This window comes from Pseudomonas salicis (assembly GCF_057128705.1).
The window spans coordinates 1092336-1118891 of the sequence record NZ_JBSKHU010000001.1 but is presented as its reverse complement, the minus strand read 5'-3'; the positions used below and the strand labels follow the sequence as shown (position 1 = coordinate 1118891).

At 60.5% G+C, this 26556-nt stretch carries 26 protein-coding genes, 1 tRNA gene and 1 pseudogene; 17 read left to right on the top strand and 11 right to left on the bottom strand.

Translation table 11 applies throughout. The features are described from left to right. The first annotated feature begins 328 nt into the window (after nt 1-328). Together ACWKWE_RS05160 and ACWKWE_RS05155 are read left to right on the top strand one after the other, a co-directional pair. Nucleotides 329-757 (top strand): hypothetical protein, encoded by a 429-nt coding sequence (locus ACWKWE_RS05160; protein ID WP_483849867.1) that lies wholly within the window; start codon nt 329-331, stop codon nt 755-757. Between the two features lie 189 nt (nt 758-946). Then, nucleotides 947-1963, top strand: coding sequence for a calcium-binding protein (locus ACWKWE_RS05155; protein ID WP_483849866.1), 1017 nt, complete (start codon nt 947-949; stop codon nt 1961-1963). A 15-nt stretch (nt 1964-1978) separates the two neighbouring features. Here the strand turns inward: ACWKWE_RS05155 and ACWKWE_RS05150 are convergent. Then, nucleotides 1979-2665 (bottom strand): annotated as a pseudogene (locus ACWKWE_RS05150) (SOS response-associated peptidase); the annotation flags it as partial. Between the two features lie 97 nt (nt 2666-2762). On the opposite strand from ACWKWE_RS05150, the gene ACWKWE_RS05145 reads away from it, so the two are divergent. The 6 genes from ACWKWE_RS05145 to ACWKWE_RS05120 all read left to right on the top strand — a co-directional run bounded on the left by ACWKWE_RS05145 (nt 2763) and on the right by ACWKWE_RS05120 (nt 6201). Then, nucleotides 2763-3194, top strand: coding sequence for a LexA family protein (locus ACWKWE_RS05145; RefSeq protein ID WP_341958256.1), 432 nt, complete (start codon nt 2763-2765; stop codon nt 3192-3194). Next, complete coding sequence (umuC, locus tag ACWKWE_RS05140; RefSeq protein WP_483849865.1) at nt 3181-4482, top strand: translesion error-prone DNA polymerase V subunit UmuC; 1302 nt, start codon at nt 3181-3183, stop codon at nt 4480-4482. Before ACWKWE_RS05145 ends, umuC begins: the two co-directional genes overlap by 14 nt. 41 nt (nt 4483-4523) lie before the next feature. After that, a complete protein-coding gene (locus tag ACWKWE_RS05135; protein WP_483849864.1) occupies nt 4524-4760 on the top strand; it encodes a hypothetical protein in 237 nt (78 codons plus the stop codon). A gap of 108 nt (nt 4761-4868) precedes the next feature. Further along, on the top strand, nt 4869-5573 hold the full coding sequence (locus tag ACWKWE_RS05130; RefSeq protein WP_483849863.1) for a tRNA (adenine(22)-N(1))-methyltransferase: 705 nt from the start codon (nt 4869-4871) through the stop codon (nt 5571-5573). Nucleotides 5574-5688: 115 nt separating this feature from the next. Next, nucleotides 5689-5764 (top strand) — tRNA-Asn (locus ACWKWE_RS05125). Between the two features lie 146 nt (nt 5765-5910). Further along, a complete protein-coding gene (locus ACWKWE_RS05120) occupies nt 5911-6201 on the top strand; it encodes a DUF6388 family protein (RefSeq protein WP_166598652.1) in 291 nt (96 codons plus the stop codon). Nucleotides 6202-6237: 36 nt separating this feature from the next. On the opposite strand, the gene ACWKWE_RS05115 is transcribed toward ACWKWE_RS05120, so the two are convergent. Beyond that, nucleotides 6238-7254 (bottom strand): hypothetical protein, encoded by a 1017-nt coding sequence (locus tag ACWKWE_RS05115; protein WP_483849862.1) that lies wholly within the window; start codon nt 7252-7254, stop codon nt 6238-6240. Nucleotides 7255-7312: 58 nt separating this feature from the next. Beyond that, a complete protein-coding gene (locus ACWKWE_RS05110) occupies nt 7313-7681 on the bottom strand; it encodes an NUDIX hydrolase (RefSeq protein ID WP_166598654.1) in 369 nt (122 codons plus the stop codon). A gap of 508 nt (nt 7682-8189) precedes the next feature. Between ACWKWE_RS05110 and ACWKWE_RS05105 the strand changes: the two genes are divergently transcribed. From ACWKWE_RS05105 to kdgK, 8 genes are all read left to right on the top strand, one after another. Then, on the top strand, nt 8190-9038 hold the full coding sequence (locus ACWKWE_RS05105) for a transporter substrate-binding protein (protein ID WP_166598655.1): 849 nt from the start codon (nt 8190-8192) through the stop codon (nt 9036-9038). A 65-nt stretch (nt 9039-9103) separates the two neighbouring features. Next, nucleotides 9104-9766 carry an amino acid ABC transporter permease gene (locus ACWKWE_RS05100; RefSeq protein ID WP_166598656.1) on the top strand — a complete coding sequence of 221 codons (663 nt, stop codon included), beginning with the start codon at nt 9104-9106 and terminating at the stop codon, nt 9764-9766. Between the two features lie 9 nt (nt 9767-9775). Continuing rightward, entirely contained in the window at nt 9776-10438 is a 663-nt protein-coding gene (locus tag ACWKWE_RS05095) for an amino acid ABC transporter permease (RefSeq protein WP_341958239.1), read from the top strand. Continuing rightward, on the top strand, nt 10435-11226 hold the full coding sequence (locus ACWKWE_RS05090; RefSeq protein WP_483849861.1) for an amino acid ABC transporter ATP-binding protein: 792 nt from the start codon (nt 10435-10437) through the stop codon (nt 11224-11226). Before ACWKWE_RS05095 ends, ACWKWE_RS05090 begins: the two co-directional genes overlap by 4 nt. Before the next feature lie 24 nt (nt 11227-11250). After that, complete coding sequence (locus tag ACWKWE_RS05085) at nt 11251-11643, top strand: RidA family protein (RefSeq protein ID WP_166598659.1); 393 nt, start codon at nt 11251-11253, stop codon at nt 11641-11643. A gap of 137 nt (nt 11644-11780) precedes the next feature. Continuing rightward, nucleotides 11781-12545 (top strand): IclR family transcriptional regulator, encoded by a 765-nt coding sequence (locus ACWKWE_RS05080; protein ID WP_166598660.1) that lies wholly within the window; start codon nt 11781-11783, stop codon nt 12543-12545. Nucleotides 12546-12587: 42 nt separating this feature from the next. Next, the gene (locus ACWKWE_RS05075; RefSeq protein ID WP_483849860.1) at nt 12588-13811 is read left to right on the top strand and encodes an amino acid deaminase; all 1224 of its coding nucleotides are present in this window, start codon (nt 12588-12590) and stop codon (nt 13809-13811) included. 12 nt (nt 13812-13823) lie between these two features. Further along, nucleotides 13824-14765 carry a 2-dehydro-3-deoxygluconokinase gene (gene kdgK, locus ACWKWE_RS05070; RefSeq protein ID WP_166598662.1) on the top strand — a complete coding sequence of 314 codons (942 nt, stop codon included), beginning with the start codon at nt 13824-13826 and terminating at the stop codon, nt 14763-14765. 129 nt (nt 14766-14894) lie between these two features. Here kdgK and ACWKWE_RS05065 read toward each other — a convergent pair whose 3' ends face one another. After that, complete coding sequence (locus tag ACWKWE_RS05065) at nt 14895-15170, bottom strand: peptidylprolyl isomerase (RefSeq protein ID WP_037009819.1); 276 nt, start codon at nt 15168-15170, stop codon at nt 14895-14897. A 180-nt stretch (nt 15171-15350) separates the two neighbouring features. Between ACWKWE_RS05065 and ACWKWE_RS05060 the strand changes: the two genes are divergently transcribed. Continuing rightward, the gene (locus ACWKWE_RS05060; RefSeq protein WP_166598663.1) at nt 15351-16517 is read left to right on the top strand and encodes a PilT/PilU family type 4a pilus ATPase; all 1167 of its coding nucleotides are present in this window, start codon (nt 15351-15353) and stop codon (nt 16515-16517) included. 156 nt (nt 16518-16673) lie between these two features. Here the strand turns inward: ACWKWE_RS05060 and ACWKWE_RS05055 are convergent, their stop codons facing one another. The 7 genes from ACWKWE_RS05055 to ACWKWE_RS05025 form a co-directional block, all read right to left on the bottom strand. Continuing rightward, a complete protein-coding gene (locus ACWKWE_RS05055) occupies nt 16674-17444 on the bottom strand; it encodes a 3-hydroxybutyrate dehydrogenase (RefSeq protein ID WP_483849859.1) in 771 nt (256 codons plus the stop codon). A 10-nt stretch (nt 17445-17454) separates the two neighbouring features. Beyond that, nucleotides 17455-18846: a GntP family permease gene (locus tag ACWKWE_RS05050; RefSeq protein WP_483849858.1), complete on the bottom strand. Its 1392-nt coding sequence runs from the start codon at nt 18844-18846 to the stop codon at nt 17455-17457. 398 nt (nt 18847-19244) lie between these two features. Further along, complete coding sequence (locus ACWKWE_RS05045; RefSeq protein ID WP_483849857.1) at nt 19245-20663, bottom strand: sigma-54 interaction domain-containing protein; 1419 nt, start codon at nt 20661-20663, stop codon at nt 19245-19247. Between the two features lie 70 nt (nt 20664-20733). Further along, a complete protein-coding gene (locus tag ACWKWE_RS05040) occupies nt 20734-22317 on the bottom strand; it encodes an ABC transporter ATP-binding protein (protein WP_483849856.1) in 1584 nt (527 codons plus the stop codon). 1 nt (nt 22318) lies between these two features. Beyond that, nucleotides 22319-23341: an ABC transporter permease gene (locus ACWKWE_RS05035; RefSeq protein ID WP_166594737.1), complete on the bottom strand. Its 1023-nt coding sequence runs from the start codon at nt 23339-23341 to the stop codon at nt 22319-22321. Further along, nucleotides 23341-24405, bottom strand: a complete 1065-nt coding sequence (locus ACWKWE_RS05030; protein WP_166594736.1) for a microcin C ABC transporter permease YejB — start codon at nt 24403-24405, stop codon at nt 23341-23343. Before ACWKWE_RS05030 ends, ACWKWE_RS05035 begins: the two co-directional genes overlap by 1 nt. After that, nucleotides 24405-26273 carry an extracellular solute-binding protein gene (locus ACWKWE_RS05025; RefSeq protein ID WP_483849855.1) on the bottom strand — a complete coding sequence of 623 codons (1869 nt, stop codon included), beginning with the start codon at nt 26271-26273 and terminating at the stop codon, nt 24405-24407. The genes ACWKWE_RS05030 and ACWKWE_RS05025 overlap by 1 nt, the downstream gene beginning before the upstream one ends. Nucleotides 26274-26556: the final 283 nt, after the last annotated feature.

The following is a 26556-nucleotide window of genomic DNA, read 5'->3' as shown; positions in this document are numbered from 1 at the left end:
GAACGCGGGATTCAGACCGGAATTGGCGCGCATTGTCGCATAAGTCAGACGACAGTTGTATGGCGGACCTATGGCCGGTCGAAAATCCTGTGGTGATCAAACGGGCCCTGTCCGTCTCAGCGGGCAGCGGTTCAAACGGGCCTTTTAGTCGATAACTCATCATTCCTACAACAAGATGAGAAAGCGCTCGCACGGGGTAACCCAAATGCCGATTCCGATTTGTAGGGATTAGTCGTAGAACCCCGTATTCCGGGGCTTTGCGCGCAGATTAGCTGGCGCGATCCCATTAGACTCCGGCCCGACATTCATTGAGCACTGGAGCTGCCAAATGCCTTTCGCTACATCTTTAAAACTCGCCCTGACCGTCGTTGCCGCGATAACCGCCACCGGTTGCGCGAGCATCGTCAGCGAATCCCGGTACCCGGTGTCGATCCAGTCGAACCCGCCGGGCGCGTCTTACGAGATCATTGATCAAAACGGATTTCGCGTGATGCAGGGGCAGACCCCGGCTCAAGTGACCCTGGACGCCGGCGCGGGCTATTTCGACGGTGAAACGTACAAAGTGGCGTTTCGCAAGGACGGTTACGCCCCAAGCACGCAGGTGCTGGATTCAGGCATCGACGGTTGGTATTGGGGAAACATCCTGGTCGGTGGCGTGGTCGGGTTGTTCATTATCGATCCGGTCACGGGCGCGATGTTTTCGCTGCCGGACACGGTGTCTGCCGAGTTGAATCGCGTTACCCCATCAGACGCGTGATCTGCCTGCCGTAGAGGGAAAGGGGGCGTATTTGATACCCCTGCGAAGGCATCAAATCAGTGCTGGCGAGCCTCGTTTGTACTGGGTCGGCCTTCGTTTCGTGGGCACCATTCGTCCATTCCTTCTGGCGATATCCCCGTCATTTTCTACCCTTGCCCCCTCAATCACATCGATCGAGGGGAAGCCAGGATGACTTCATCAGTCCAACGAACCGATTGGTACGGTACGGCGAAGAGTGATTCGATCACGGGCGGCAGCGGTAACAACCTGCTGTTTGGCAATGCGGGCAACGACGTGTTGACGGCGGGCGAGGGCGTCAGCGTGCTGGTCGGCGGCGAGGGGCAGGACCGTTTGGTGGCCGGCAGCCAAAGCGATACGTTTCGGTACGTCACCGAAAGCGACAGCTACGTCGACAGCACGGGTGGCCACAGTGACTTGATCGTGGGCTTCGATCCCGCGCATGACATGCTCGACCTGACGACGTTGGGGCTGGACGGCATCGGGCAGGGGTACGGCGGAAAAGTCGACGTGGTTTACAACGAGACCCTCGACCGCACTTACCTGAGAAGCTATGAACACCCGTTCATTCCCGGCGAGGACCTCAAGTATTTTCAGGTGGCGCTGCAAGGCGACTACCGCACGAGCCTGACCAACGCCAATTTCTGGAACCTCGAAGCCCGCGATCGTTTTGACGACACCTTGACCGGCACTGACGCGGGGCGGGAGACCCTGTTCGGTGACATAGGGCGCGACACCCTCAATGGTGCGGGCGGCGATGACCGCATCGACGGCGGGGAAGACGGCGACACGCTGACCGGCGGCAGCGGCGCGGACATCTTCTTTTTTGCCCATGCAGAGGACAGCTACCGCGTCGATGGCACCGATGTGCGCAATCGCGATGTCGTCACTGACTTCAACGCCGCCGACGGTGATCTGGTCGACTTGTCGCTGCTGGGGTTTAGCGGTCTGGGCGACGGCCATCACGGCACCTTGAAGCTCAGCGTCAACGCGGCAGGGAATCAGACCTCACTTCGCTCGTTGGACGTTGATGCGCAGGGGCGCAGCTTCGAAATCCTGTTCAAGGGTGACGTCCGTGAGGGCTTGAGCCACGGCAGTGTGATTTTCGCGACCAATGACACGGGCACCGTCATCGAAAACAAGGTCGAGCTGGTCGGCGTAGCGCCTGTGGCTGTAGACGTCGTTTGAGGCAGGCGGCCATTTATCGAGGGGTTGGATCAGGTGTGGGCCTTGAGTGTCTGCACGACCGACGTCCTTGCTGACGGCGTCCCATGTCAGGTCGTCGGTCGAGCGGCAGCCTTCTCGGGCGAGCTGTTCGGCCCGTTCGCTGGAGGTCGCCGGGTCGATCCATTCCCGTGCATGCTCCGGTGTCAGTACGACAGGGCGTCTGTCGTGCAAGGCGGCCATGCCCGTGTCGCTGGCGGTGGTAAGGATCACGAAACCGCTGCGTTCATCGGCGTTCGGGCCTTTTTCGACGTCCGCCAGACCGGCAAAGAACAGCGGCGCCGAGTTTTTCAGCCGGATGAAAAAGGGCTGTCTGGTTTTCGGGTCTTGTGCATCTTTCGCCCATTCGAACCAGCCATTGGCGGGCACCAGCACGCGCCGTTTCGGCCACAGTGTATTGAAGAATGTACCCTCCAAAACCGTTTCGATCCGGGCATTGAACGGATCGGGCCGTTTGCCTTTGGCCCACGACGGCGACCAGCCCCAGCGCACCTTGTCCACCCTCAGCCCGTCATGGGTGGCCCGAATGATTTCGACCCGGCTGGTCGGCGCAACGTTGTAGCGTTCGATGGGCCAGAGGTCGTAGCCATTGATCACCGACTGCGTGGGCGCCAGCTCCTTGAGGTAGTGATCCATCGACTCGTAAATCGAATATCGCCCGCACATGTGTCACCCGTCGAAATGTTGTGTCGTGAGATTGACCAAAAGCCCGGTCACGGCGTTAACTGTATATGCATACAGTTATTCAAACAAGGCACACATCATGAGTCTTACCGTTCTGGGTCCGTTGAAGGCTGGCGGCGAACGCTTGCCCTATTTTTCTTCCCATGCCGCTGCGGGATTCCCGTCGCCTGCGGCTGATCACATTGAAAAACACCTGTCGCTGGACGAGCTGTTCGACATCCGTGCGCCCCACGTCTATCTGGTCAGGATCGAAGGCGACAGCATGCAGGGTGCCGGGATTTTCTGCGGCGACTTGGTGATCGTCGACCGAAGCCTTTACGCCGAACACGGTGACATCGTGGTGGCGTCGCTCAATACCGAAGCCGTGTGCAAGCGCCTGCACATGCGCGGGGCGGACGTCATGTTGAAGTCGGAAAACCCGAGTTATCCGCCTCGCCGCGTGCTGGAAAGCGATGACCTGATGATCTGGGGTGTCGTCAAGCACAGCATTCGCGCCCATGGCAAAGCCTGAGCCGGTTTTCGCGCTGATCGACTGCAACAGCTTTTACGCCAGCTGCGAGCGGGTGTTTCGCACCGATCTGGTCAAGACGCCGATTGTGGTGCTGTCGAACAACGACGGCTGTGTGATCGCGCGCAGTTATGACGCCAAACCGTTCGTGCAGATGGCTGCGCCGTATTTCAAGATCCGGGACGAACTGCGGCGTCACGGGGTGGTGGCATTCAGCAGCAATTACGCGCTGTACGGCGACATGAGCGAGCGGGTGATGACCATCATCGAGTCGAAGGTGCCCGCCCTTGAGGTGTATAGCATCGATGAGGCATTTGCCGACCTGACCGGCATCCCCGGCGACCTGACGGCATTTGGTCGAGAGATTCGCAAGACGATCCTCATGCACACCAGCCTGCCAGTGGGGATCGGAATCGCGCGCACCAAGACCTTGGCCAAGCTGGCGAATCATGTTGCCAAGAAGCGTGTAGGGCGTAACGAAGGTGTGTTCGACATGTGCGACCCGTCGTTGAGGGACAAGGTGCTGCGCAATAGCGATGTCGGCGAGGTCTGGGGCATCGGCAAGCGAATGAAGGCACATTTGAACGCGATGGGCATCAATACGGCCATGGATCTGGCGCGGGCCGATTACTGGGTACTGCGACAGAAGTTCAGCGTGGTGATCGAAAAGACCGCCCGGGAGCTGGCTGGAACGTCATGCCTGGCGCTGGAAGACACCGAAGCGCCCCGGCAGGAAATCTGCTGCAGCCGCATGTTCGGTGACCGGGTCACCGACATCGAGTCGATCCAGCAGGCCGTGGCCGCTTACACCCAGCGAGCGGCGGAAAAGCTGCGTGCCCAGAACTCCTTGTGCAAGAAGATTCGGGTCAGCATCCGCACGGGCATGTTCAACCCCGAAGAGGTTCGCTACGCCAATGCCGCGCTGGTGGAATTGCCCTATCCCACCAATGATGTGCGTCTGATGAGCAAGGCGGCGACCGAAGCGGTCAATCGCCTGTTTCGGCCAGGGTATCGCTACAGCAAGGCCGAAGTGTTGCTGATGGACCTGCGGCAGCCGGGGGAATTTACCGACGATCTGTTCGCCGCCTCGCAACCGCCAACCGCGACCAAGGTGATGGAAGTGCTGGATGCCATCAACGGCCGATGGGGCAGGGGCACGTTGCGCTGCGCCAGTGTTCCGCAGGACCCGGGGTGGGCGATGCGGCGGGAAATGATGAGTCAGAGCTACACGACCAAGCTCGATGAGTTGTGGAAAGTCGGGAATAAGGCTGAACTAAAAACTGACTGTTAAGTCAGGATGTTCGCCGATTCTTTCTTTACGAGGGCTCATGCATGCGTACTTACACGGTTCAATATGTTTTCAACGACGAGGCCCGGACCCATCGGTTCGAGCTCAAACAGGCCCATCTGCCGGTCCATGAAGCCGCGATGCATCTGCTTCAACTGCATTTCGGCGACGCTGAAAACAGCCTGATCATGCCTAACGGCGAGGCGTCGCCTGACGAGATTGTCGAGCAGGCTGCACGCGTAGGGTTGAGGAACATCCACGTCGTTGACGGGGCGGACTGATTCACGGTGTCACCAGCGTGTACATTTGAAATACAACGTCACACCCGACACAATCGCGCCCCAATCCGGCTCGTGGGGGGCCGGTCGTGCGGACGGAGCAGGCCGACGTTGAACGAACAGACATTGTCCGAGCGCCTTGAGCGCGTGGCGGCGCATGTGCCGACAGGCGCGCGGCTGGCTGATATCGGCTCGGACCATGCTTATCTGCCGGTGGCGCTGATGCGTCGTGGCCTGATCGAATCCGCCGTAGCGGGTGAGGTGGCGTTGACGCCGTTTCAGGCCGCGACGCGTACGGTGCGTGAAAACGATTTCGGCGAACGGATCATCGTGCGCCGTGCCGATGGCCTGCAGGCTATCGAAGCCCACGACCGGATTACTGCTGTCAGCCTGTGCGGCATGGGCGGGGAGACGATTCGCGACATTCTGGGGAGTGGCCAGTCGCGATTGACCGGTGAAGAGCGTCTGATCCTGCAACCCAACGGTGGCGAGCAACCCCTGCGTCGATGGTTGATGGAGCACGACTACCGGATTCTCAGCGAAGAGGTGTTGCGGGAGAACCGGTTCGACTACGAAATCATCGTGGCGGAACGGAGTGGCCCGGTGGCGTATCGCGAGGAAGAACTGTTCTTCGGTCCCTTGCTGATGCAGGCCCGTAGCGCCGCGTTTCTGGCGAAGTGGCAGCGCCTGATGCGTCTCAAACAGCGGACATTACTCAACCTTGCCCGGGCGAGACAGGCCTTACCCGCTGAAACGGTGCAGGTGCTTGAGCGTCAGGTGACGTGGATCACGGCGTTGCTCGCGGAGTCGTCGTAGGTCCATTCCGCCACGAAGTGTAGGAAAAGGGAGTTGCACTGGACGGCGGTGGAATAGAAGATTTTTTTATCCGCTCGCTTGACTTCTCTTTTTCAATCAGTAAGATAGCTCGCATTCCGCGATAGCTCAGTTGGTAGAGCAAGTGACTGTTAATCACTGGGTCCCTGGTTCGAGTCCAGGTCGTGGAGCCAGACGAAACATTGAAAAAGGCCAGCGCATCGCTGGCCTTTTTTGTGTGTGCGGGTTTTGTGTCGCGAAAACGGAAAAGCGACGAACTGCGCGCAACATTTCAGGAAGGCGGCCGATACGGTCGCAGGCAAATCAAGGAGAGAAACCCATGCCCTTCAACGATCAACGCGTCGCCAAGGCGCTTGAAATCTTTATCCATCGCAACGAGAAACTGCAGCGTGAGCTGGCGAGCCTGAGTCAGCATCCGGGCGGGCTGTATGTGGAAGAGCGCCGTCAGCAGCACGCGCAGACCGCGTATCTGAACGCAGTCGAAGACCACGGCACCAACCCTTATGACTTTGCGCTTCGATTCCTGGCCCGGTCGCCGGCGGAATTGGAGGCGATGCGAGAAGAGCGTCGGCATGAGTTGCGCCAGCAAACCCAGACGCTGAATGCCTGAAAGGCGCTCGCCCATGAATCACTGCCTTGACGGGCATCAGCCGGCAGGGCGGGGATCCTGCCGGGTCAATACCACGCCTGACCGGGACAGTTGATCCAGAAACGCGTCGGCCTCCCACAGCAACTCCGGCAGCAGGACGCCCGCTGTCGGAAGCGGGCGCCCACTCTGACCCGACGCGGGGGAAAGCAGCAACGCGACACACAGCCCGGTCAGCGATGCCAGGCCTTCCTCGAATGATAGGGTCGAGCGGGCATGCAGCGCTTGGCCCGCCTTTTCGCCTTCCACGTCGACCACGATTTCAGCCCCGGGGCGGCCGCCGCCAAGCCGACTCGACGAGGCGCCTGTCGCCAGGTCGAAGCGAATGTCCGGCGCGCCGGTGAGGGCGTAAAGGCTGGCGGTGTCGAAGGTCGAGAACGCCTTGGCGTCCAGTGTTCGGCCATCAATGGTCCGAAACGTCCCGTCGGTGGCCTCATTGATCAGCCAGGTGCGGCGCCCGTCGGCGATGGCCAGTGCGGCGGGGGCGGTGTCGTGAACGCGCTCCATGTCTTCCAGCGCGGTGGGGCCTGCGAGGTCTTGATCATCGATGATCGAACCGAGCCGGATCGAGGTCACGGTGTCGAAGTGCCGCGCGGCGTCTATCGCCAGAAATGTGGCCGCGCCGCCCAGCCAGTGGCTGGCAAAGATGATCGGCGCCTGGCTTGGGTGGTGGGCGAAAAAAGCCAGCTCGGGGCCGACTTCCACCACACCATTGACGATTGTGAGGTACGGAACGCCCTGTCCTTGCGCGAGTTTCAGGCCGTGAAGCCCGTCATCCGGTGCCAGCATCACTACCGCGCTGACACGTTGCCCTTGCGCCAAGCCAAGGCCCGATGTCGCTGAATCGACCACCACAGGCTGTGCGCCGCCCACAAGCGTCGCGACTTCGGCGGCGGTTACGGGGTTACGGCCGCCGATCAACAGCGGGAGCTCAGGACGTCGTTCGCGCAACCAGCGAGCAGTCTGGCGGCCGACGACGCCGGAACCGCCGACGAGAAGAATGGGATCGAGTGACATGGTCATGACTCCTTCCGAAGCCTTGTGGCTCGGTCAGGGGCACGATTGCCAGCGGAGACTAGAGAATCGCATCGCTCAGGAAAGCTTTGACGATGGATTTCACCGAGGGATTGACCTTCAAAGCGTTGAGCTGCTTGGCGGTGAACCACTTGCAATCGGCAATTTCGTTTTTGGGTGTCGGGGTGGCCATAAAGGTCACCGAGACCTCGAACACGTGATGCAACACGCTTCCACCTTCGAAACGGCTGACGTAGGAGAGTTCATTGAGAATGAGCCCGGTTTCTTCGCGCAACTCACGCACGGCAGCCTGAGCCGGGGATTCATTGGCTTCGACCTTGCCACCGGGCAGCGTCCAGCGGGCGTTGGGTTTGCGCACGTACAGGATCTGATCTTCCCGTCGGCAAATGACTGTGGCGCGTTCTTTCATTGGCTGTTCCTCCACCGCACAACCGGTGAGATGCGTCCCATGGACGCTTGGTCACGTGGTTGTCATAAAAGCTTCATATACAGCTTCGAAGCACTTACGGTGCCAATGTTCCCCTGATCTGTCAGGCGGGTAGGGGCGGGTCCGTCCTGGATGCTGTTGAGCGTAGCTAAACGCCGCAAGTTTAAGGCTGCAATCCCATTACGTTTTTATTGCCTCCACCTTATTCAAGCGCGCGGCGTGATTGTGCGTCTTCAGTGCACGGTTGTGGCGCGAGCGTGCACGCACGTGGGGCCTGGATACACAGCACTTGGGGTGATCGGTAGCGCGCAAGGCCACGTCCCTTCTCTTTCTCCGCTTCGACGTGACCTGCTAGCCCTTTGATATTTGGTGCTTTTTTCCCACTGGGATTTCACCAGGGTTCTGTGGCACACTTTCTGCTGTTCATTCCGTTGTTACATACACAGTTCCGGTATAGCGGAATTAATACTTTCTCGACGGAGTTCATCACATGCATCGCGGACCTTCTTTTCTGAAAGCTTGTGCATTCGTTCTGGCAGCGACGGCGACACTGGCGACCACCGCGCAAGCGGCGGACAGCAAGCTCGACAGCGTGCTGCAACGTGGCCATCTGGTCGTCGGCACCGGCAGCACCAATGCCCCGTGGCACTTCCAGGGCGCGGACGGCAAATTGCAGGGGTTTGACATCGACATTGCGCGCATCGTCGCCAAAGGTCTGTTCAATGACCCGAGCAAAGTCGAGTTCGTGGTGCAGTCTTCCGATGCGCGGATTCCCAACCTGCTTACCGACAAAGTGGACATGAGCTGCCAGTTCATCACCGTCACCGCCAGCCGTGCGCAGCAGGTGGCGTTCACCCTGCCGTACTACCGCGAAGGCGTGGCGCTGCTGCTGCCGGCCAACAGCAAGTACAAGGAAATCGACGACCTGAAAGCCGCTGGCGATGGCGTGACCGTGGCCGTGCTGCAGAACGTGTACGCCGAGGAACTGGTGCACCAGGCGCTGCCCAAAGCGAAGGTCGACCAATACGACAGCGTTGACCTGATGTACCAGGCCATCAACTCCGGTCGCGCCGACACCGCGGCCACCGACCAGTCTTCGGTCAAATACCTGATGGTGCAGAACCCTGGCCGGTATCGCTCGCCAGCCTTCGCCTGGAGCCCGCAGACCTACGCCTGTGCCGTCAAACGCGGCGATCAGGACTGGCTGAACTTCGTCAACACTGCATTGCATGAAGCTATGACCGGCGTGGAATTCCCGGCGTATTCGGAATCCTTCAAAAAATGGTTCGGCGTCGATCTGCCGACACCTCAGATCGGTTTCCCGATGGAATACAAGTAAACGCAACCCGCAATTGACGGGGCAGGGAAGGCCGTGGCGCCTTCCCGTCCCAGGTACTCCTGACCATGAATTATCAGTTGAATTTTGCGGCAGTCTGGCGGGATTTCCCCAGCCTGCTGGCGGGACTGGGTCTGGGCCTTGAGCTGGCCCTGATCTCCATCGCCATCGGCTGTGTGATTGGCCTGATGGCGGCGTTTGCGATGTTGTCGAAATACCGCGCGCTGCGGGTGGTGTCGTCGGTGTACGTCACGGTGATCCGCAACACGCCGATTCTGGTGTTGATCCTGCTGATCTACTTCGCGTTGCCAAGCCTGGGGATTCGCCTGGACAAGATCCCTTCGTTCATCGTCACCCTGTCGCTGTACGCCGGGGCGTACCTGACCGAAGTGTTTCGTGCCGGATTGCTAAGCATTCATAAAGGCCAGCGCGAAGCGGGATTGGCGATTGGGCTGGGCGAATGGCAGGTGAGGGCGTACATCATCGTGCCGGTAATGCTGCGCAACGTGCTGCCGGCGCTGTCGAACAACTTCATTTCGCTGTTCAAGGACACCTCGCTGGCAGCCGCCATCGCTGTGCCGGAACTGACCTATTACGCGCGCAAGATCAACGTCGAGAGCTACCGGGTGATCGAAACCTGGATGGTGACCACGGCGTTGTATGTCGCGGCCTGTTACCTCATCGCCATGCTCTTGCGCTATCTCGAACAGCGCTTGGCGATTCGCCGCTAGGAGGCCGACATGTACGAACAACCGACCTGGCTGCATGAACTGTGGATCGCCCGCGAAGCATTGTGGAACGGCTTTCTGACCAGCGTGCAGTGCGCGGGCCTTGCCATCATCTGCGGCACCGTGATTGGCGTGTTTGCCGGTCTGATCCTGACCTACGGCAAATGGTGGGCACGCTTGCCGTTTCGCGCCTACGTCGATCTGATTCGCGGCACGCCGGTCTTCGTGCTGGTGCTGGCCTGCTTTTATATGGCACCGGCCATGGGCTGGCAGATCACCGCCTTCAACGCCGGGGCACTGGGCCTGACGCTGTTCTGCGGCTCCCACGTCGCGGAAATCGTGCGCGGCGCGCTTCAGGCGATTCCTCGCGGGCAACTGGAAGCGGGCAAGGCCATTGGCCTGACGTTCAGCCAGTCCCTGAGCTACGTGCTGCTGCCTCAGGCCCTGCGCCAGATCCTGCCGACCTGGGTCAACTCGTCCACCGAAATCGTCAAGGCCTCGACGTTGCTGTCGGTGATTGGCGTGGCGGAGCTGCTGCTCAGCACGCAACAGGTGATCGCCCGCAACTTCATGACCCTTGAGTTTTACCTGTTCGCCGGATTCCTTTTCTTCGTCATCAACTACGCCATCGAGCTTCTCGGGCGGCAAATCGAAAAACGGGTGGCCTTGCCATGACACAGACTCAAACCGCGACCGCCGCCCCGGCTCTGCTGAGCATCGAAGGGCTGCACAAATCCTACGGCCCCGTCGAAGTGCTCAAGGGCGTGGACCTGAAAATGAACAAGGGCAACGTGGTGACCCTGATCGGCTCCAGCGGCTCGGGCAAGACCACGCTGCTGCGTTGCGTGAACCTGCTGGAAGAGTTTCAGGGCGGGCACATTCGCCTTGAAGGCCAGGACATCGGCTACAGCGACGTGCACGGCAAGCGCGTGCGCCACCCTGAAAAAGTCATCGCCCAGCACCGTGCCATGACCGGTATGGCGTTCCAGCAATTCAACCTTTTTCCGCACCTCACGGCGTTGCAGAACGTCACCCTGGGCCTGCTGAAAGTGAAGAAGCTGCCCAAGGATCAGGCCGTTGCGCTGGCCGAAAAATGGCTGGAGCGGGTGGGGTTGCTGGAGCGTCGCAATCACTATCCGGGGCAATTGTCCGGCGGTCAGCAACAGCGTGTGGCCATCGCCCGCGCCATCGCCATGAACCCGAGCCTGATGCTGTTCGACGAAGTGACCTCGGCGCTGGACCCTGAACTGGTCGGCGAAGTGCTCAGCGTGATCAAGGGCCTGGCCGAGGAGGGCATGACCATGCTGCTCGTGACTCACGAAATGCGCTTCGCCTATGAAGTGTCCGACCAGATCGTTTTCATGAATCAGGGCCGCATCGAGGAACAAGGCCCTCCCAAAGCCCTGTTCGAGCAGCCGAAATCGGCGCGTCTGGCAGAATTCCTCAAGAACATCCGTTTTTAAACGCTCAACCGAAGGAGAAATTTCATGAGCATTACTCGTTACGGCGCAGGCAGCACCGCAGGTGGCGGCCAGCCACGTCCTTTCGCCCGCGCTGTAGAGGCTGATGGCTGGCTGCACGTGTCCGGCCAGGTGCCCGCCGAGAATGGCGAAATCATCAATGGCGGCATCGTTGAGCAGACCCACAAGACGATGCAGAACCTGGTGGCGATTCTGGAAGAGGCCGGCTACGGCCTGGAAGACGTGGTGCGCGTCGGCGTGTGGCTGGAAGACCCACGGGATTTCTGGAGCTTCAACAAGGTGTTCGGCGAATACTTCAAACCCGAACACGCCCCGGCTCGCGCGTGCGTACAGGCCAACATGATGGTCGACTGCAAGGTAGAGATCGACTGCATCGCCTACAAGAAAAAGCAGCTATAAGCGGTGAGCTTCAAGTGGCAAGCTGATCGCGTCGTTGCGCCGCTTGCAGCTCGGAGCTTGCAGCTAGAAACTGGCGCCTCTTTTTACAGGCGTGCGGTGTGCTGTGCACCCCCGCCGCTCAGCTCGGAACTGCTCTTATGACCGAAGACACCATCAAACGCCGGGCCCGTGGTCTGGACCGGGCGTTCGATATTCTCGATTTCCTCAAGGAAACGGGCACGCCCCTGCGTCCGAATGAAATTGCCAGCGGCATCGGCAGCCCGAAATCGACGGTCTACGAGTTGGTCGCGTCCCTGCTGGAGCGGCGGATTCTGGAAAACGTGGGCAAGGACGGCCACGTCTATCTGGGGCGTCAGCTGTACTTTCTCGGGCAGGCGCATTTACGGCATTTCGACTTCACCCGCGAGGCCGAAACCAGCCTGGGCGAGATCGTCGACCAGACCCGTGAAACCGCGCAGATGTGCCTGCTCAACGGCCGCAAATACACCGTCGCACTGATGAAAGAGGGCGCACGGCATTTCCGCATTTCCTCGGACATCGGCGAAGACGCACCCATCCCGTGGACCGCCTCGGGCCGTCTGCTGCTGGGCCACCTGAGCGATCAGGCGATCACCGACCTGATCGACCCCGAGGATTTCATCCTGCCGGACGGCACGCGCCTGCCGCTGGAGACCTTCCTCGCGGAGATCCGCAAGGCTCATGCCGAAGGCTTCTTTTCCTTCAACAGCATCGCCGACACGTTTACCCATTGCTTCGCCGCGCCGGTCAAGGACAAGCAGGGCATTTGCATCGCCACCCTGTGCATCGTCGCGCCACGGGCCGACGCGACCGCGCATTACGACGACTACCGACGCGTGCTGATCGACAGCGCAAACGGCCTGGCCCGCCGGGTCAACGACTGACGGTTCGTCCTTTCACACCAACAAGAATTCCGGAGAACAGACATGACCACTGCCACCATAAATAAGGACGCCGTCGTCGAGAAAGGCGCCGCTAACCCGGGCGACCAACTGGTTCGCGACGTCAGCCTGCCTGCGCTGGTCATCCACGACAAAGCGCTGGAACACAACCTGCGCTGGATGCAGAAATTCGTCAGCGACAGCGGCGCCGAACTGGCCCCCCACGGCAAGACCAGCATGGTTCCCGCGCTGTTTCAGCGTCAGCTGCAGCACGGCGCCTGGGGCATGACGCTGGCCACCGCCACGCAGACTCGCGCAGCCTACGCCCACGGCGTGCGCCGGGTGCTGATGGCCAACCAACTGGTGGGCGCGCCGAACATGGCGATCATCGCTGAGATGCTCAGCGACTCGATGTTCGACTTCCATTGCATGGTCGATCATCCGGACAACGTCAAAGCCCTCGGCGAGTTCTTTGCTGCCAGAGGCCTGCACCTCAACGTGATGATTGAATACGGCGTGGTCGGCGGCCGTTGCGGGTGCCGCAGTGAAGAAGAAGTCATGGCCCTGGCCGACGCGATTGCCGCGCAACCGGCACTGAAACTCACTGGCATCGAAGGCTACGAAGGCGTGATTCATGGCGACAAGGCCATCGCCGGTATTCGCGCATTTGCCGCGTCGCTGGTGCGTCTGGCCGTGACCCTGCAAGACAAAGGTGCGTTCGCGCTCGATCGCCCGATCGTCACCGCTTCGGGTTCGGCCTGGTACGACCTGATCGCCGAAGAGTTCGACAAACAACAGGTGCGCGACCGCTTCCTCGCCGTTTTGCGCCCTGGCAGCTACGTGGTGCATGACCACGGCATCTATAAAGAAGCCCAATGCTGCGTGCTGGATCGCCGCCACGACCTGAGCGAAGGCCTGCAACCGGCCCTGGAAGTCTGGGCCCACGTGCAATCAATGCCGGAACCGGGGTTTGCCGTGATTGCGCTGGGCAAGCGTGACGTGGCGTTCGACGCTGGCATGCCCAACCCGATCAAACGCTACACACCGGGCGTGGTGCCCGCGCAAGGCGATGACGTCAGTGCCTGCAAGGTCACTGCCGTGATGGACCAGCACGCGTTCATGACCGTCGCGCCAGGCGTCGAGCTGCAGATCGGCGACATCATTTCCTTCGGCACCTCGCACCCTTGCCTGACCTTCGACAAGTGGCGCACCGGCTGTCTGGTGGGCGACGACTTGAGTGTCATCGAAACCTTCGAAACCTTTTTCTGACGGGAGCCTGTGATGAGCGAACTGGTCAGCCACAGTCATCCCCGCGTCGCCTTGATTGGCGAATGCATGATCGAGCTGCAACAGCACGCCGACGGTGCGCTCAAGCAGAGCTTCGGCGGCGACACCTTGAACACGGCGGTGTATCTGTCGCGCCTGTTGGGATCGGCGGCGCAGGTGGATTACGTCACGGCACTGGGCGATGACAGCTTCAGCGACGCCATGTGCGGCATCTGGGCGGACGAAGGCATCGGCTTGAGCCGGGTCCAGCGTCTGCCGGGCCGCTTGCCGGGGTTGTATTGCATTCAGACCGACGCCAATGGCGAGCGGCGTTTCCTGTACTGGCGCAACGAAGCGGCGGTGCGCGAATGCTTCACCACGCCATCGGCCGACCCGATTCTGGAAGCGCTGCCGGAATACGACGTGCTGTATTTCAGTGGCATCACCCTGGCGGTGCTGGGGGAGGTGGGCAGGGCGCGGCTGCTGTCGAGCCTCGGTGATGCCCGTGATCGCGGCGCGCGGGTGGTGTTCGACAACAACTACCGCCCACGGCTGTGGCGCAGCGTGGATCAGGCGCGACAGGCGTATCGGGCTGTGATGCACGAAGTGGACGTTGCCTTGCTCACTGAGGACGACGAACAGGCACTGTTCGGTTACACCGACAGTGAGCAGATCATGGACGCCTATCGCGGACTGGGCGTGGCCGAAGTGGTGATCAAGCGGGGTGCGCAAAGCTGCCTGGTGCGCGCGGGCGAGCGGCGTTATGAGGTGCCGGCGCATGCGGTGCGGAAGGTCGTGGACACCACGGCGGCGGGGGATTCATTCAGCGCGGCGTACCTGGCGAAACGCTTGCGTGGCGGCAGCCCGGAAGAGGCAGCGGACGCCGGGCATCGCTTGGCGGGGCTGGTGATTCAGCATCCGGGGGCGGTGATTCCACGGAGTGTGATGCCGGTCTGAATCACCTACACGATCCCCTGTAGGAGTGAGCTTGCTCGCGATAGCGTTTTACCCGACACATCTGCGGCATCTGCCATGGCGCAATCGCGAGCAAGCTCACTCCTACAGACTCATGGCGTGAACGTCACCTCAATCCCGATAAAACACCTGCACCAGGTGATAGCCGAACTTGCTCTTCACCGGCCCGTGCACCGTGCGCAACGGCTTTTTGAAAATAACCTGGTCGATTGCACCGACCATCTGCCCCGGCCGAACCTCTCCCAGATCCCCGCCCCGCTTGCCTGACGGGCAGGTGGAATATTTCTTCGCCAGCACATCGAAGGCCTCACCCTTGGCGATGCGCTGCTTGAGCTGTTCGGCCTCTTCGGCCGTCTTGACCAGAATATGGCGGGCTTGAGCCTTCATGCGGAATGAACCCCTCGATAAAAAAGCCGCGCATTATGCCTTTGTCACAGAATTTCAGGTAATTTCCTTCACTTGGTCGGACGAGCGTTGCGCGGCCTTCAAGCGAACGTTGGTACGGGTCGATGGTCGCACTTAATGTCGACCTGCAGTCTTCTTAAACCTTTATATGCGGTGTGATTTATGGATTTTCCGGCGTTGTTGAAGGTTTTGGCCACCCAGGATGGATCGGATCTCTACCTGTCTACCGGTGCGCCGCCCTGCGCGAAATTCAATGGCGTCCTCAAGCCATTGGGCACTGAGGCGTTCAAACCCGGCGACGTCGCGCTGATTGCCGACGGGATCATGGACGCCGAGCAGCGTCTGGACTTCGAGCGCGAGCTGGAGATGAACCTGGCGTTCTCCTTGTCAGGCGTCGGACGGTTCCGGATCAACATCTTCAAACAGCGCAACGAAGTCTCCATCGTGGCGCGGAACATCAAGCTCGACATCCCGAAATTCGAAGACCTGCACCTGCCACCGATCCTGCTCGACGTGGTCATGGAAAAGCACGGGCTGGTGCTGTTCGTCGGGGCCACGGGCTCGGGCAAATCCACCTCACTGGCCGCGCTGATCGACCACCGCAACCGGCACGCCAGCGGGCACATCATCACCATTGAAGACCCGGTGGAGTTCATCCACAAACACAAGCGCTCGATCATCAATCAGCGGGAAGTCGGGGTCGACACCCGCAGCTTTCACGCCGCATTGAAGAACACCTTGCGTCAGGCGCCAGACGTGATCCTGATCGGCGAAATCCGCGACCGGGAAACCATGGAGCATGCGCTGGCGTTTGCCGACACCGGGCATTTGGCGATTTCGACCCTGCACGCCAACAACGCCAACCAGGCGCTGGACCGCATCATCAACTTCTTCCCCGAAGAGCGCCGCCCGCAGTTGCTTCATGACCTGGGCAACAACCTTAAGGCTTTCGTTTCCCAGCGGCTGGTCAAGACCACGGATGGCAAGCGTCGAGCGGCCGTGGAAGTGATGCTCGGCACGTCAACCATCCGCGATCTCATCCACCGCAACGAACTGACCGAACTCAAAGGCATCATGGAAAAATCCGTGAACCTGGGGATGCAGACCTTTGATAACGCGCTGTTCGACCTGGCGGTGGAGGGGGCGATCACCGAAGAAGAGGCGCTGAAAAATGCTGACTCGGCGAACAACGTGCGTTTGCGCCTGAAGCTTCACGCCGAGGGCGATGCGAACACGATCTCGACGCCTCCGCCGCCTCCACAGCCCGCCGCGAAAGCAAACGTCAAGGATTGGGGGCTGGTGGATGAGCGGGATGAGCCGGGCGCCTGAAGTCCTGGTGTGAGCGTCGAACACATTTTGCATGACTGTTACGATCTCTGTGGGAGCGAATTTGTTCGCGAAAGCGGTACATCCGACGCAGTTGTGTCGCCTGCCGATCCTTTCGCGAATGAATTCGCTCCCACAGTGTGACCCACTCGCACGTCGTTACCGCGCCAACCAGCCCCCATCAATATTCCACGCCGCGCCACGCACCTGCGCACCCGCTTCGCTGCACAGGAACAGTGTCAATTCGCCCAGTTGAGACGGGGTGACGAACTCCAGCGACGGCTGCTTCTCCGCCAGCAGGTCATGCTTGGCCTGTTCGATGTCGCCCGTTTCCGCACCGCGATCATCGATCTGCTTCTGCACCAGCGGGGTCAACACCCAGCCTGGACAAATGGCATTGCACGTCACGTTACTGGTCGCCGTCTCCAACCCCACCACTTTGGTCAGCCCGATCACGCCGTGCTTCGCCGCGACGTACGCCGCCTTGCCGGTCGAACCCACCAGCCCGTGTACCGAGGCAATGTTGACGATCCGGCCCCAGTTCTTGGCGCGCATACCGGGCAGGCACAAACGGGTGCTGTGGAACACCGACGACAGGTTGATCGCAATGATCTTGTCCCAGCTCTCGACCGGGAAATCCTCCACCGCATCGACGTGCTGAATCCCGGCGTTGTTCACCAAAATGTCCACGCCGCCAAACTCACGCTCGGCATAGGCGATCATGTCGGCGATCTGCGCCACGTCGCTGACGTCCGCCGGGTGATGGCCGACCTTGCCGCCGAACTGTTTGACTTGCTCAATCACGGCCGAGGCGTCACCAAAGCCGTTCAGCACCAGATTGGCGCCCGCTTTCGCCAGGGTCAGGGCGATGCCCAGGCCGATGCCGCTGGTGGAGCCGGTGACCAGTGCGGTTTTGCCGTGCAGACTCATGTTGGATTCCTCATACGATGCCGGTTGCATAGAAAGTAGCGATCACCACGAAAACCGCCAGGGTCTTGATGAGGGTGATCTTGAAAATGTCCTTGTACGCCTCGCGGTGCGTCAGGCCGGTGACGGCCAGCAGGGTGATGACGGCGCCGTTGTGGGGCAGGGTGTCCATGCCGCCGCTGGCCATCGCCGCCACCCGGTGCAGGACTTCCAACGGGATGTTGGCCGCGTGGGCAGCGGCGATGAAACTGTCTGACATCGCCGCCAGCGCAATGCTCATGCCGCCCGAAGCCGAGCCGGTGATCCCCGCCAGCAGGGTGACGGTGATCGCCTCGTTGACCAGCGGGTTGGGGATCGACTTGAGGCCGTCCGCCAACACCAGAAAGCCCGGCAGCGAAGCGATGACTGCGCCAAAGCCGTATTCCGACGCGGTGTTCATCGCCGCCAGCAACGCGCCGCTGACCGCGCCCTTGCTGCCTTCAGCGAGTTTGGATTTCACGGCGCTGAACGCGAACAGCAACACGAAAACAATCCCTACCAGCAACGCGGCTTCCACGGCCCAGATGGCGGTGATCTTGGAGATTTCGGTCTGCACCGGCGTGGCCATGCCTGGCAGCGAGAGGGTGTGAGTTTTGCCGTACCACTGGGGAATCCACTGGGTGAACAGCAGGTTCATGACCCCGACCAACAGCAGTGGCGCGAGGGCGATCCACGGGTTGGGCAGTTGAATGTCAGCAGGCGTTTCCGGTTCGTTGCGCAGTTCAGTGCCGTAGCCTTCACCCGCGCGTTGCGCCTTGTTGCGCTGGTGTTGCAGGAACAGCATGCCCGTGCAGAACACGAACACCGTGCCGATCAGCCCCAGCCACGGCGCCGCCCATGCAGTGGTGTTGAAGAAGGTCGAGGGGATGATGTTCTGGATCTGCGGCGTGCCGGGCAGGGCGTCCATGGTGAACGAAAACGCGCCCAGTGCGATGGTGGCGGGAATCAGCCGTTTCGGGATGTCGCTCTGGCGGAACATCTCGGCGGCGAACGGGTAGACCGCGAACACCACGACGAACAGCGACACGCCGCCGTAGGTCAGCAGCGCGCAGACCAGCACGATCACCAGCATCGCCTGGCGCGTGCCGAGCAGCTTGATCGCAGCCGCGACGATGGAGCGCGAGAAACCGGACAGCTCGATCAGCTTGCCGAACACGGCGCCAAGCAGGAACACGGGGAAGTAGAGTTTGACGAAGCCCACCATCTTGTCCATGAACACACCCGTGAAGGCGGGAGCCACGGCTGACGGATCGGTGAGCAACACCGCACCGAGGGCGGCGATGGGGGCGAAAAGAATGACGCTGTAACCACGGTAGGCCGCGAGCATCAACAGCGCTAGGGCTGCCAAGGCGATGATCACACTCATTGAGTGTCTCCTGTTGTTTTTGTTATCGATGCGGTCGAGCCGCTTGGCAGGAGGTATAGCGATTAACGTGCCATATGCATAACTGGTTGAATTGTATGGCTTTAATTATTTTCAAAGCGGTGTCGGGTGTTTGCGTGTCTCGTTATTGAGACATTGGGAAGCCGTACGGGCCCCTCCGCCGGCGAGGTGTGCTCAGAAGTCCCGAGGCGATTGCCATATTTTTGAACATCGCAAGATTCTGTAGGAGCGAATTTATTCGCGAATGGCCAGTGCAGGCGCTGAAAATGTGTCGTCTGGAATACCGTTTCGCGAATGAATTAGCTCCTACAGGAGATGTGTGGCGCGGCGAGCTAAGCAATGCAGCCATCGACGTCCTCGTTCAGAGACGGCCTGTCTCGTTACTGAGACTCGGCAATCCCCAATGCCGCCATCTTCTTGTACAACGTCGAGCGCCCCAACCCCAATTGCCGGGCCGCGAGGATCACGTTCCCCCGACATTGCGCCAGTTTCGCCTGGATCAACTCCCGGTCGAACCGCTGCCGTGCGTCGTTGTAGGTTTCGTTGAGGACCGGCTCCGTCCGCCGCTGCGAGGCTGCAGGGGTATGAGGAACAACCGTGCCAATGGCCACGCGAATGTCGTCGACAGTCAATTGCGTGTCATCACTGAGCAGCGCCGCGCGTTCCAGCACGTTGCGCAATTCGCGGATGTTTCCTGGCCATGCATGGTGGCCGAGCATTGTCATCGCTCCGGGCTCCAGCTCGTGCTGGCTGTGTAACTCTTCGAGAATCGCTTCGGTCAGCGCGGGCATGTCATCCAGCCGGTCGCGCAAGGGCGGAACTTCAATCGGCAGCACGCTCAGGCGGTAATACAGGTCGGCGCGAAATTCCCCGCGCTTGATCGCCGCCTCAAGATTGATGGACGTTGCCGCAATCAGCCGGATGTCGGTCTTGATCATCTCGTTGGAGCCGACCGGTTCGTACTCCTTTTCCTGCAACACCCGCAGCAATTTGCTTTGCAGGGGCAGCGGCATGTCGCCGATCTCATCGAGAAACAGCGTGCCGCCCTCGGCCAGACGCAGCTTGCCTTGACGCCCGCGCCGGTCTGCGCCCGTGAACGCCCCCGGCGCCGTGCCGAAGAATTCGGCTTCCAGCAACGTTTCGGGAATGGCCGCGCTGTTGATGCTGACGAAAGGTTTGTGCGCCCGGGGCGAGGTGTTGTGAATCGCGTGAGCGAGCAGCTCTTTGCCGGTGCCCGTTTCGCCCATCAGCAGAACGGGAGAGTCAGTGCTGGCGCTGCGACGCGCACGGCGTTTGACTTCCAGGCTCGCGGCGCTGGTGCCAATGAACTGCGCAAAACTGTATTTGGCCTGTCGCGCCCGCAACAGCGAGCGGGTCGAGGCCAGTTCCTGCTGCATGCTCAGGTAGCGCTTGAGTAAGGGGGAGAGGGCGTGCAGCTCGTCGAACAGTGCAAAGCCGATGGCGCCGATCACGCCGCCCACGTCGTCGTGGATCGGCAGACGCATCACCACCAGCGGGTCCTTGGCGGTGTCCATCATGTCCAGCAAGATCGGCTGGCCGTTGCTCGCCACCTGACGCAGCAAGCTACCCGGAATCACCTTTTCGCAGGGCTGGCCCACCGCGCGGCTGGCGTCTTCGAGACCGAAACGACGCGCATAACGCTCGTTGATCCAGACGATCCGTGCGTCCTTGTCCACGATCACAGTACCTTCGCTGGACTGCTCGATGATTTCGAACAACGAACGGATCGCTAAGCGCCGAACGCGTCGGTAATCCTTGAGGCTGTCACTGTCTTTCATGCACTGTTCCGTCGTTTCCGTCCCGGGCATCTGGCCGCTCAGACTGCTGTTGCCAATCAGTTGTAACCCCTCAGTTGTAACCAGGGTGCGCCGCCGCCAGCAGCTCCCGGGTGTAGGGGTGTTGCGGAGCATCGAAGACATCATGACTCGCGCCGCGCTCGACCACTTTGCCGTCCTTGACCACGATCAGGTCGTGGGCGAGGGCCTTGACCACCGCCAGATCGTGACTGATGAACAGGTACGTCAGCCCGTGTTTCTCCTGCAGCTGGCGCAACAATGCCACCACCTGTTTCTGCACGGTACGGTCCAGTGCCGACGTCGGTTCATCGAGCAAAATCAAGGCAGGTTTGAGCACAAGGGCACGGGCGATGGCAATACGTTGCCGTTGCCCGCCGGAAAACTCATGGGGATAGCGATGCCGGCTCAGCGGATCGATGCCGACTTCCTCCAGGGCGCGAATCACTTCGGCATCGCAGCGGACCTTGTCCAGTTCGCTGTGCACTTCCAGCCCCTCGCTGATGATCTGTGCCACCGACATGCGCGGGCTGAGGCTGCCGTAAGGGTCCTGAAACACCACCTGCATCTGCTTGCGCCATGGACGCATCTGCTTCTGGTTCAGGCAGTCAAGCGCGTGACCCTTGAAGCGGATACTGCCACGGGATTCCAGCAAGCGCAGGATTGCCTGACCAAGTGTCGATTTTCCCGACCCCGATTCGCCGACGATCCCCAGCGTCTTGCCACGCTCGATGCTCAGGCTGATGTCATCGACCGCCTTCAGGTATTCGTGGTGGCGGTTGAAGATGCCGCCGCCCAGCGAGAACCAGACCCGCAGGTTTTCGACCTCAAGGACCTTCTCGCGGGTGTCCCGAGGCAGCGGCTCGCCCGCAGGCTCAGCGTCGAGCAACAGCTGGCTGTACGGGTGCTGCGGGTGCTTGAACAGGGTGTGGCAGTTGGACTGCTCGACGATTTCCCCGGCCCGCATCACGCAGACCTTTTGGGCAATACTGTGCACGAGGTTCAAATCGTGACTGATCAGCAACAACGACATGTTCAGGCGCTGTTGCAGCTCTTTCAGCAGCAACAGAATCTTGCGCTGAACCGTGACGTCGAGGGCGGTGGTGGGCTCGTCGGCAATCAGCAGTTCCGGCTCGCAGGCCAGCGCCATGGCGATCATCACCCGCTGCCGCTGGCCGCCGGACAATTCGTGGGGGTAGGCCTTCAGGCGCTTCTTCGGGTGCTGAATGCCCACCAGTTCCAGCAATTCAAGAATGCGTGCCTGCGCCGCCTTGCCCGTCATGCCCTTGTGCACCAGCAGCGTTTCACCGATCTGCTTGGAAACCGTGTGCAACGGGTTCAGCGAAGTCATCGGCTCCTGGAAAATCATCGCGATCTGGTTGCCGCGAATCTGCCGCATCGTCTTGCCATCGGCACCCAGCAATTCTTGCCCGCGATAACGGATGCTGCCGGTGCTGACCGTACCCGCCTGGGGCAACAGTTGCAGGATCGAATGCGCCGTCACCGATTTGCCCGAACCGGACTCGCCGACCAGCGCGAGGCATTCTCCGGCCGGGATGTCGAGGCTCAGGTGCTTGACCACGGTATTGCCGCTGAACGACACCGACAGGTCGCGGATTTCAATGAGATTTTCAGCCACGTCAGGACCTCGGGTCGAAGGCGTCGCGCAACGCCTCGCCAATGAACACCAGCAACGAGAGAATAAGTGCCAGCGTGAAAAAGGCTGTGAAGCCGAGCCAAGGAGCTTGCAGGTTCTGTTTGCCCTGACCGATCAGTTCACCCAACGAGGCGCTGCCTGCGGGCATGCCGAAGCCGAGGAAGTCGAGGGCGGTGAGCGTCGAAATCGCCCCGGTGAGGATGAACGGCAGGTAACTCAGGGTCGCGTTCATGGCGTTAGGCAGAATGTGGCGCAGGATCACCTTGCGGTCGTCCAGCCCCAATGCGCGGGCCGCCTTGACGTATTCCAGGTTGCGGCCTCGCAGGAACTCGGCGCGCACCACGTCCACCAGTGCGAGCCACGAAAACAGCGCCATGATGCCCAGCAGCCACCAGAAATTCGGCTCGACGAATCCCGACAGGATGATCAGCAGGTACAGCACCGGCAGGCCCGACCAGACTTCCAGCAAGCGCTGACCGATCAAATCCACCCAGCCGCCGTAATAGCCTTGCAGCGCGCCTGCGGCGATGCCGATCAATGCGCTGATGACGGTCAGCGCCAGGGCGAACAGAATCGACACCCGTGCCCCGAAAATCACCCGCGCCAGCACGTCCCGCGCCTGATCGTCGGTGCCCAGCCAGTTGATCGCCGACGGCGGGCTGGGGGCAGGCTTGTTCAGGTCATAGTTCGGCGTGTCGTCGCTGAACGGAATGGGCGGAAACAACATCCAACCGTCGCCCTTGCTGATGAGCTGGCGCACGTAATCGCTGCGGTAGTCCGGCTGGAAGGGCAGTTGACCGCCGAACGCCTGCTCGGTGTACCGTTTGAAAGCAGGGAAGTACAAGCTGTGTTGATAACTGAGCACCAACGGTTTGTCGTTCGCGACCAATTCGCCACAGAGGCTGATGACGAACAGGCCGCAAAACAGCCACAGCGACCACCAGCCACGGCGGTTGTTGCGAAAACGCTCGAAACGTCGGCGAGCCACCGGAGACAGTCTGCGCATCAGGCATTCCTCGCGCTGAAGTCGATTCGGGGGTCCACGAGGGTGTAGCAGATGTCCCCGACCAGTTTGATCAGCAGCCCGAACAGGGTAAAGATGAAGAGCGAACCAAACACCACCGGGTAATCCCGCGACACAGCCGCCTCGTAACTCATGCGGCCGAGACCATCAAGGGAGAAAATCACCTCGATCATCAGTGAACCCGCAAAGAACACGCTGATAAACGCCTGTGGAATGCCCGCGACCACGAGCAGCATGGCGTTGCGGAACACATGTCCGTACAGCACGCGGCGCTCACTCAGGCCTTTGGCCCGAGCCGTGACCACGTATTGGCGGGTGACTTCGTTGAGAAACGAGTTCTTGGTGAGAATGGTCAGCGTCGCGAAACCGCCGATCACCAGCGACGCGACGGGCAGCACCAAATGCCAGAAATAATCGGCGACCTTGCCCAGGGTGGTCATCTGATCGAAGTTTTCCGACACCAGCCCCCGGATCGGGAACCAGTTCAGGTACGTGCCTCCCGCGAACAACACCACCAGCAACATGGCGAACAGGAACGCGGGCATCGCGTAGCCGATGATGATCGCGGTGCTGCTCCAGATGTCGAAATGGCTGCCGTGTTTCACCGCCTTGCGAATGCCCAGCGGGATCGACACCAGGTAGGTAATCAGCGTCGCCCAGAGGCCGAGAGAGATCGACACCGGCATCTTTTGCAGGATCAGGTCGGTGACTTTGGCGCCGCGAAAGAAGCTGTTGCCGAAGTCCAGCCGTGCGTAATTCGACAGCATCAGCCACAGACGCTCATGCAGGGGCTTGTCGAAGCCGTATTGGTGCTCGATCTCCTTGATCAGCTTGGGGTCCAGGCCCCGGCTGGCGCGGGATTGGCCGACGTTCATGGTTTCGGTGTGGCCCGCGCCGATGGTGCCGCCCGCCACGCCTTGCAGCTTGGCGATGGCCTGTTCCACCGGACCACCGGGCGCAGCCTGCACGATGAAGAAATTCACCAGCAAAATGCACAGCAGCGTCGGGATGATCAGCAGCAGGCGTCGCGTCAGGTAGCCAAGCATTACTTCACCTCCGCAGGAATGGCCGAGGCGCCCCGTTGCTGGGCGAACTGTTCGGTGGTCAGCGCCTGCGGGCTGATTTCCCACCAGGTCTCGATGGCTTCACTGTTGCTGGCCTGCACTTTGGGGATGCCGAAGCGGTTCCACCAGACGGTTGAGGAGCCCGGCGGATAATAGTTGGGAATCCAGTAAAAGCCCCATTGCAGCACCCGATCCAGCGCATGGGCGTAATCGACCATCGCCGGTTTGGTGTCAGCTTTGGCGAGGCCGTTGATCAGGGTGTCGACCGCCGGGTCACGCAACACCATGTAATTGCTGGAGCCGGAATCGCGCGCCACACTGGAACCGAAATTGTTGTACAGCTCCATGCCGGGGGAGGTCGAGACGCCGTAGCCGGTCACGATCATGTCGTAGTCCCGCGCCATGACCCGGTTCAGGTATTGCGCGGAATCGATGCGACGGATTTCGAAATCGACGCCAATCTGCGCCAGATTGCGCTTATAAGGCAGAAGAATCTTCTCGAACCCGCTCTGGCCGTTGAGGAAGGTGAAACTCAGCGGCTCGCCTTCGGCATTGACCAGCTTGTCGCCTTTCGGCATCCAGCCGGCTTCTTCCAGCAACGCCAACGCCTGCAACTGTTTGTCCCGGATGAAACCGGTGCCGTCGGTCTTGGGCGTCTGGAACACCGTGGTAAAGACTTCTGGAGGAACCTGGCCACGCAACGGTTCGAGAATTTTCAGTTCAGACTCGGTGGGAAGCTGGGTGGCCGCCAGATCGCTGTTGGAGAAGTAGCTGTTCTGGCGCACGTAGACGTTGCGCATCATCTGCTTGTTGGTCCATTCGAAGTCCCACAGCATCGCCAGCGCCTGGCGCACACGGCGATCCTGGAATTTCGGCCGGTCAAGGTTGAACACGAAGCCTTGCGAACTTTGAACGGCGCCTCTGGCCAGGTGCGCGCGTTGCAGACGACCCTCAGTCAGTGCCGGGCTGTCATACAGGATGGAATAGCCAGTGGCCGAATATTCGCGGTTGTAGTCGTAGCCGCCGCCGCGTAGCACTTGGCGGGCGACGTCAATGTCGCCGAAATACTCGACGCTGAAGTGATCGAAGTTATAAACCCCGCGATTCACCGGCAGGTCCTTCGCCCACCAGTTCGGATCACGCTCGAAGGTGATGCTGCGGCCTGGATCGACCTTGCCGATGCGATACGGTCCGCTGCCGACGGGAACGTCGAAACCGCCGCCGTTGGTGAAGTCTTTGTCTTTCCAGTAATGCTCGGGGAACACCGGCAACGAGGCAAGGTCCAGCGGCAAGGTCCGGCTTTCATTGCTCTTGAAGTCAAAGCGGATCTGGGTGGGCGATTCCACCTCGACGCCTTTTACGTCGCCGAACTCGGTGCGGTAGGACAGGCTGCCCTGAGTCATCAGCAGGTTATAGGTAAAGCGCACGTCTTCAGCGGTGATGGTCGTGCCGTCGGAGAAACGTGCCTTGGGATTGAGGAAAAAACGCAGCGACATGCCGTCCGGTGCACGCTCCATTTTTTCCGCGATCAGGCCGTAAACCGTGTAAGGCTCGTCCAGGGATTTCACCGCCAACGGCGAGTAGAGCAGGCCGTTGACCTGCGACACGCCAGTGCCTTTGTCGAGGTACGGCATGATGTGATCGTATTGACCGATTTCCTGTGCGGACCGGCGCATGCTGCCGCCTTTTGGGGCATCCGGATTCACGTAGTCGAAATGTTTGAAATCGGCCGGGTAGCGGGGAGCTTCACCGTAGACGGTCAGGGCGTGTTGAGGTGCAGCGGACAGGGATTGAAGACCTGAGACAAGGACCAGTGTTGCAACGATCAGCGATGAAAAAACAAAACGCATTACACGAATCCTGACTGACATTGGCGGGCAATGTCAGGGTTGAAGGTCATGGACGGGAAGGTGCTGTCTGTCCTGTGGTTTTTTAATCGTTACCTCCGGTGGCAAGGTACCGCAACGCTGTGATCTTTGTAACCGCACTATTCCTGTGGTTGATGACATCTCTACAGTGCGGCGCGGGCGGCCGGGGCTCAAGCCTGTGTACCACCGTGAACCAGACAAAACGAAGCAATTTCTTTGCCGGAATAGGCAAGAATCTTTTTTGAGGGCTTAAAACGCAAACGGC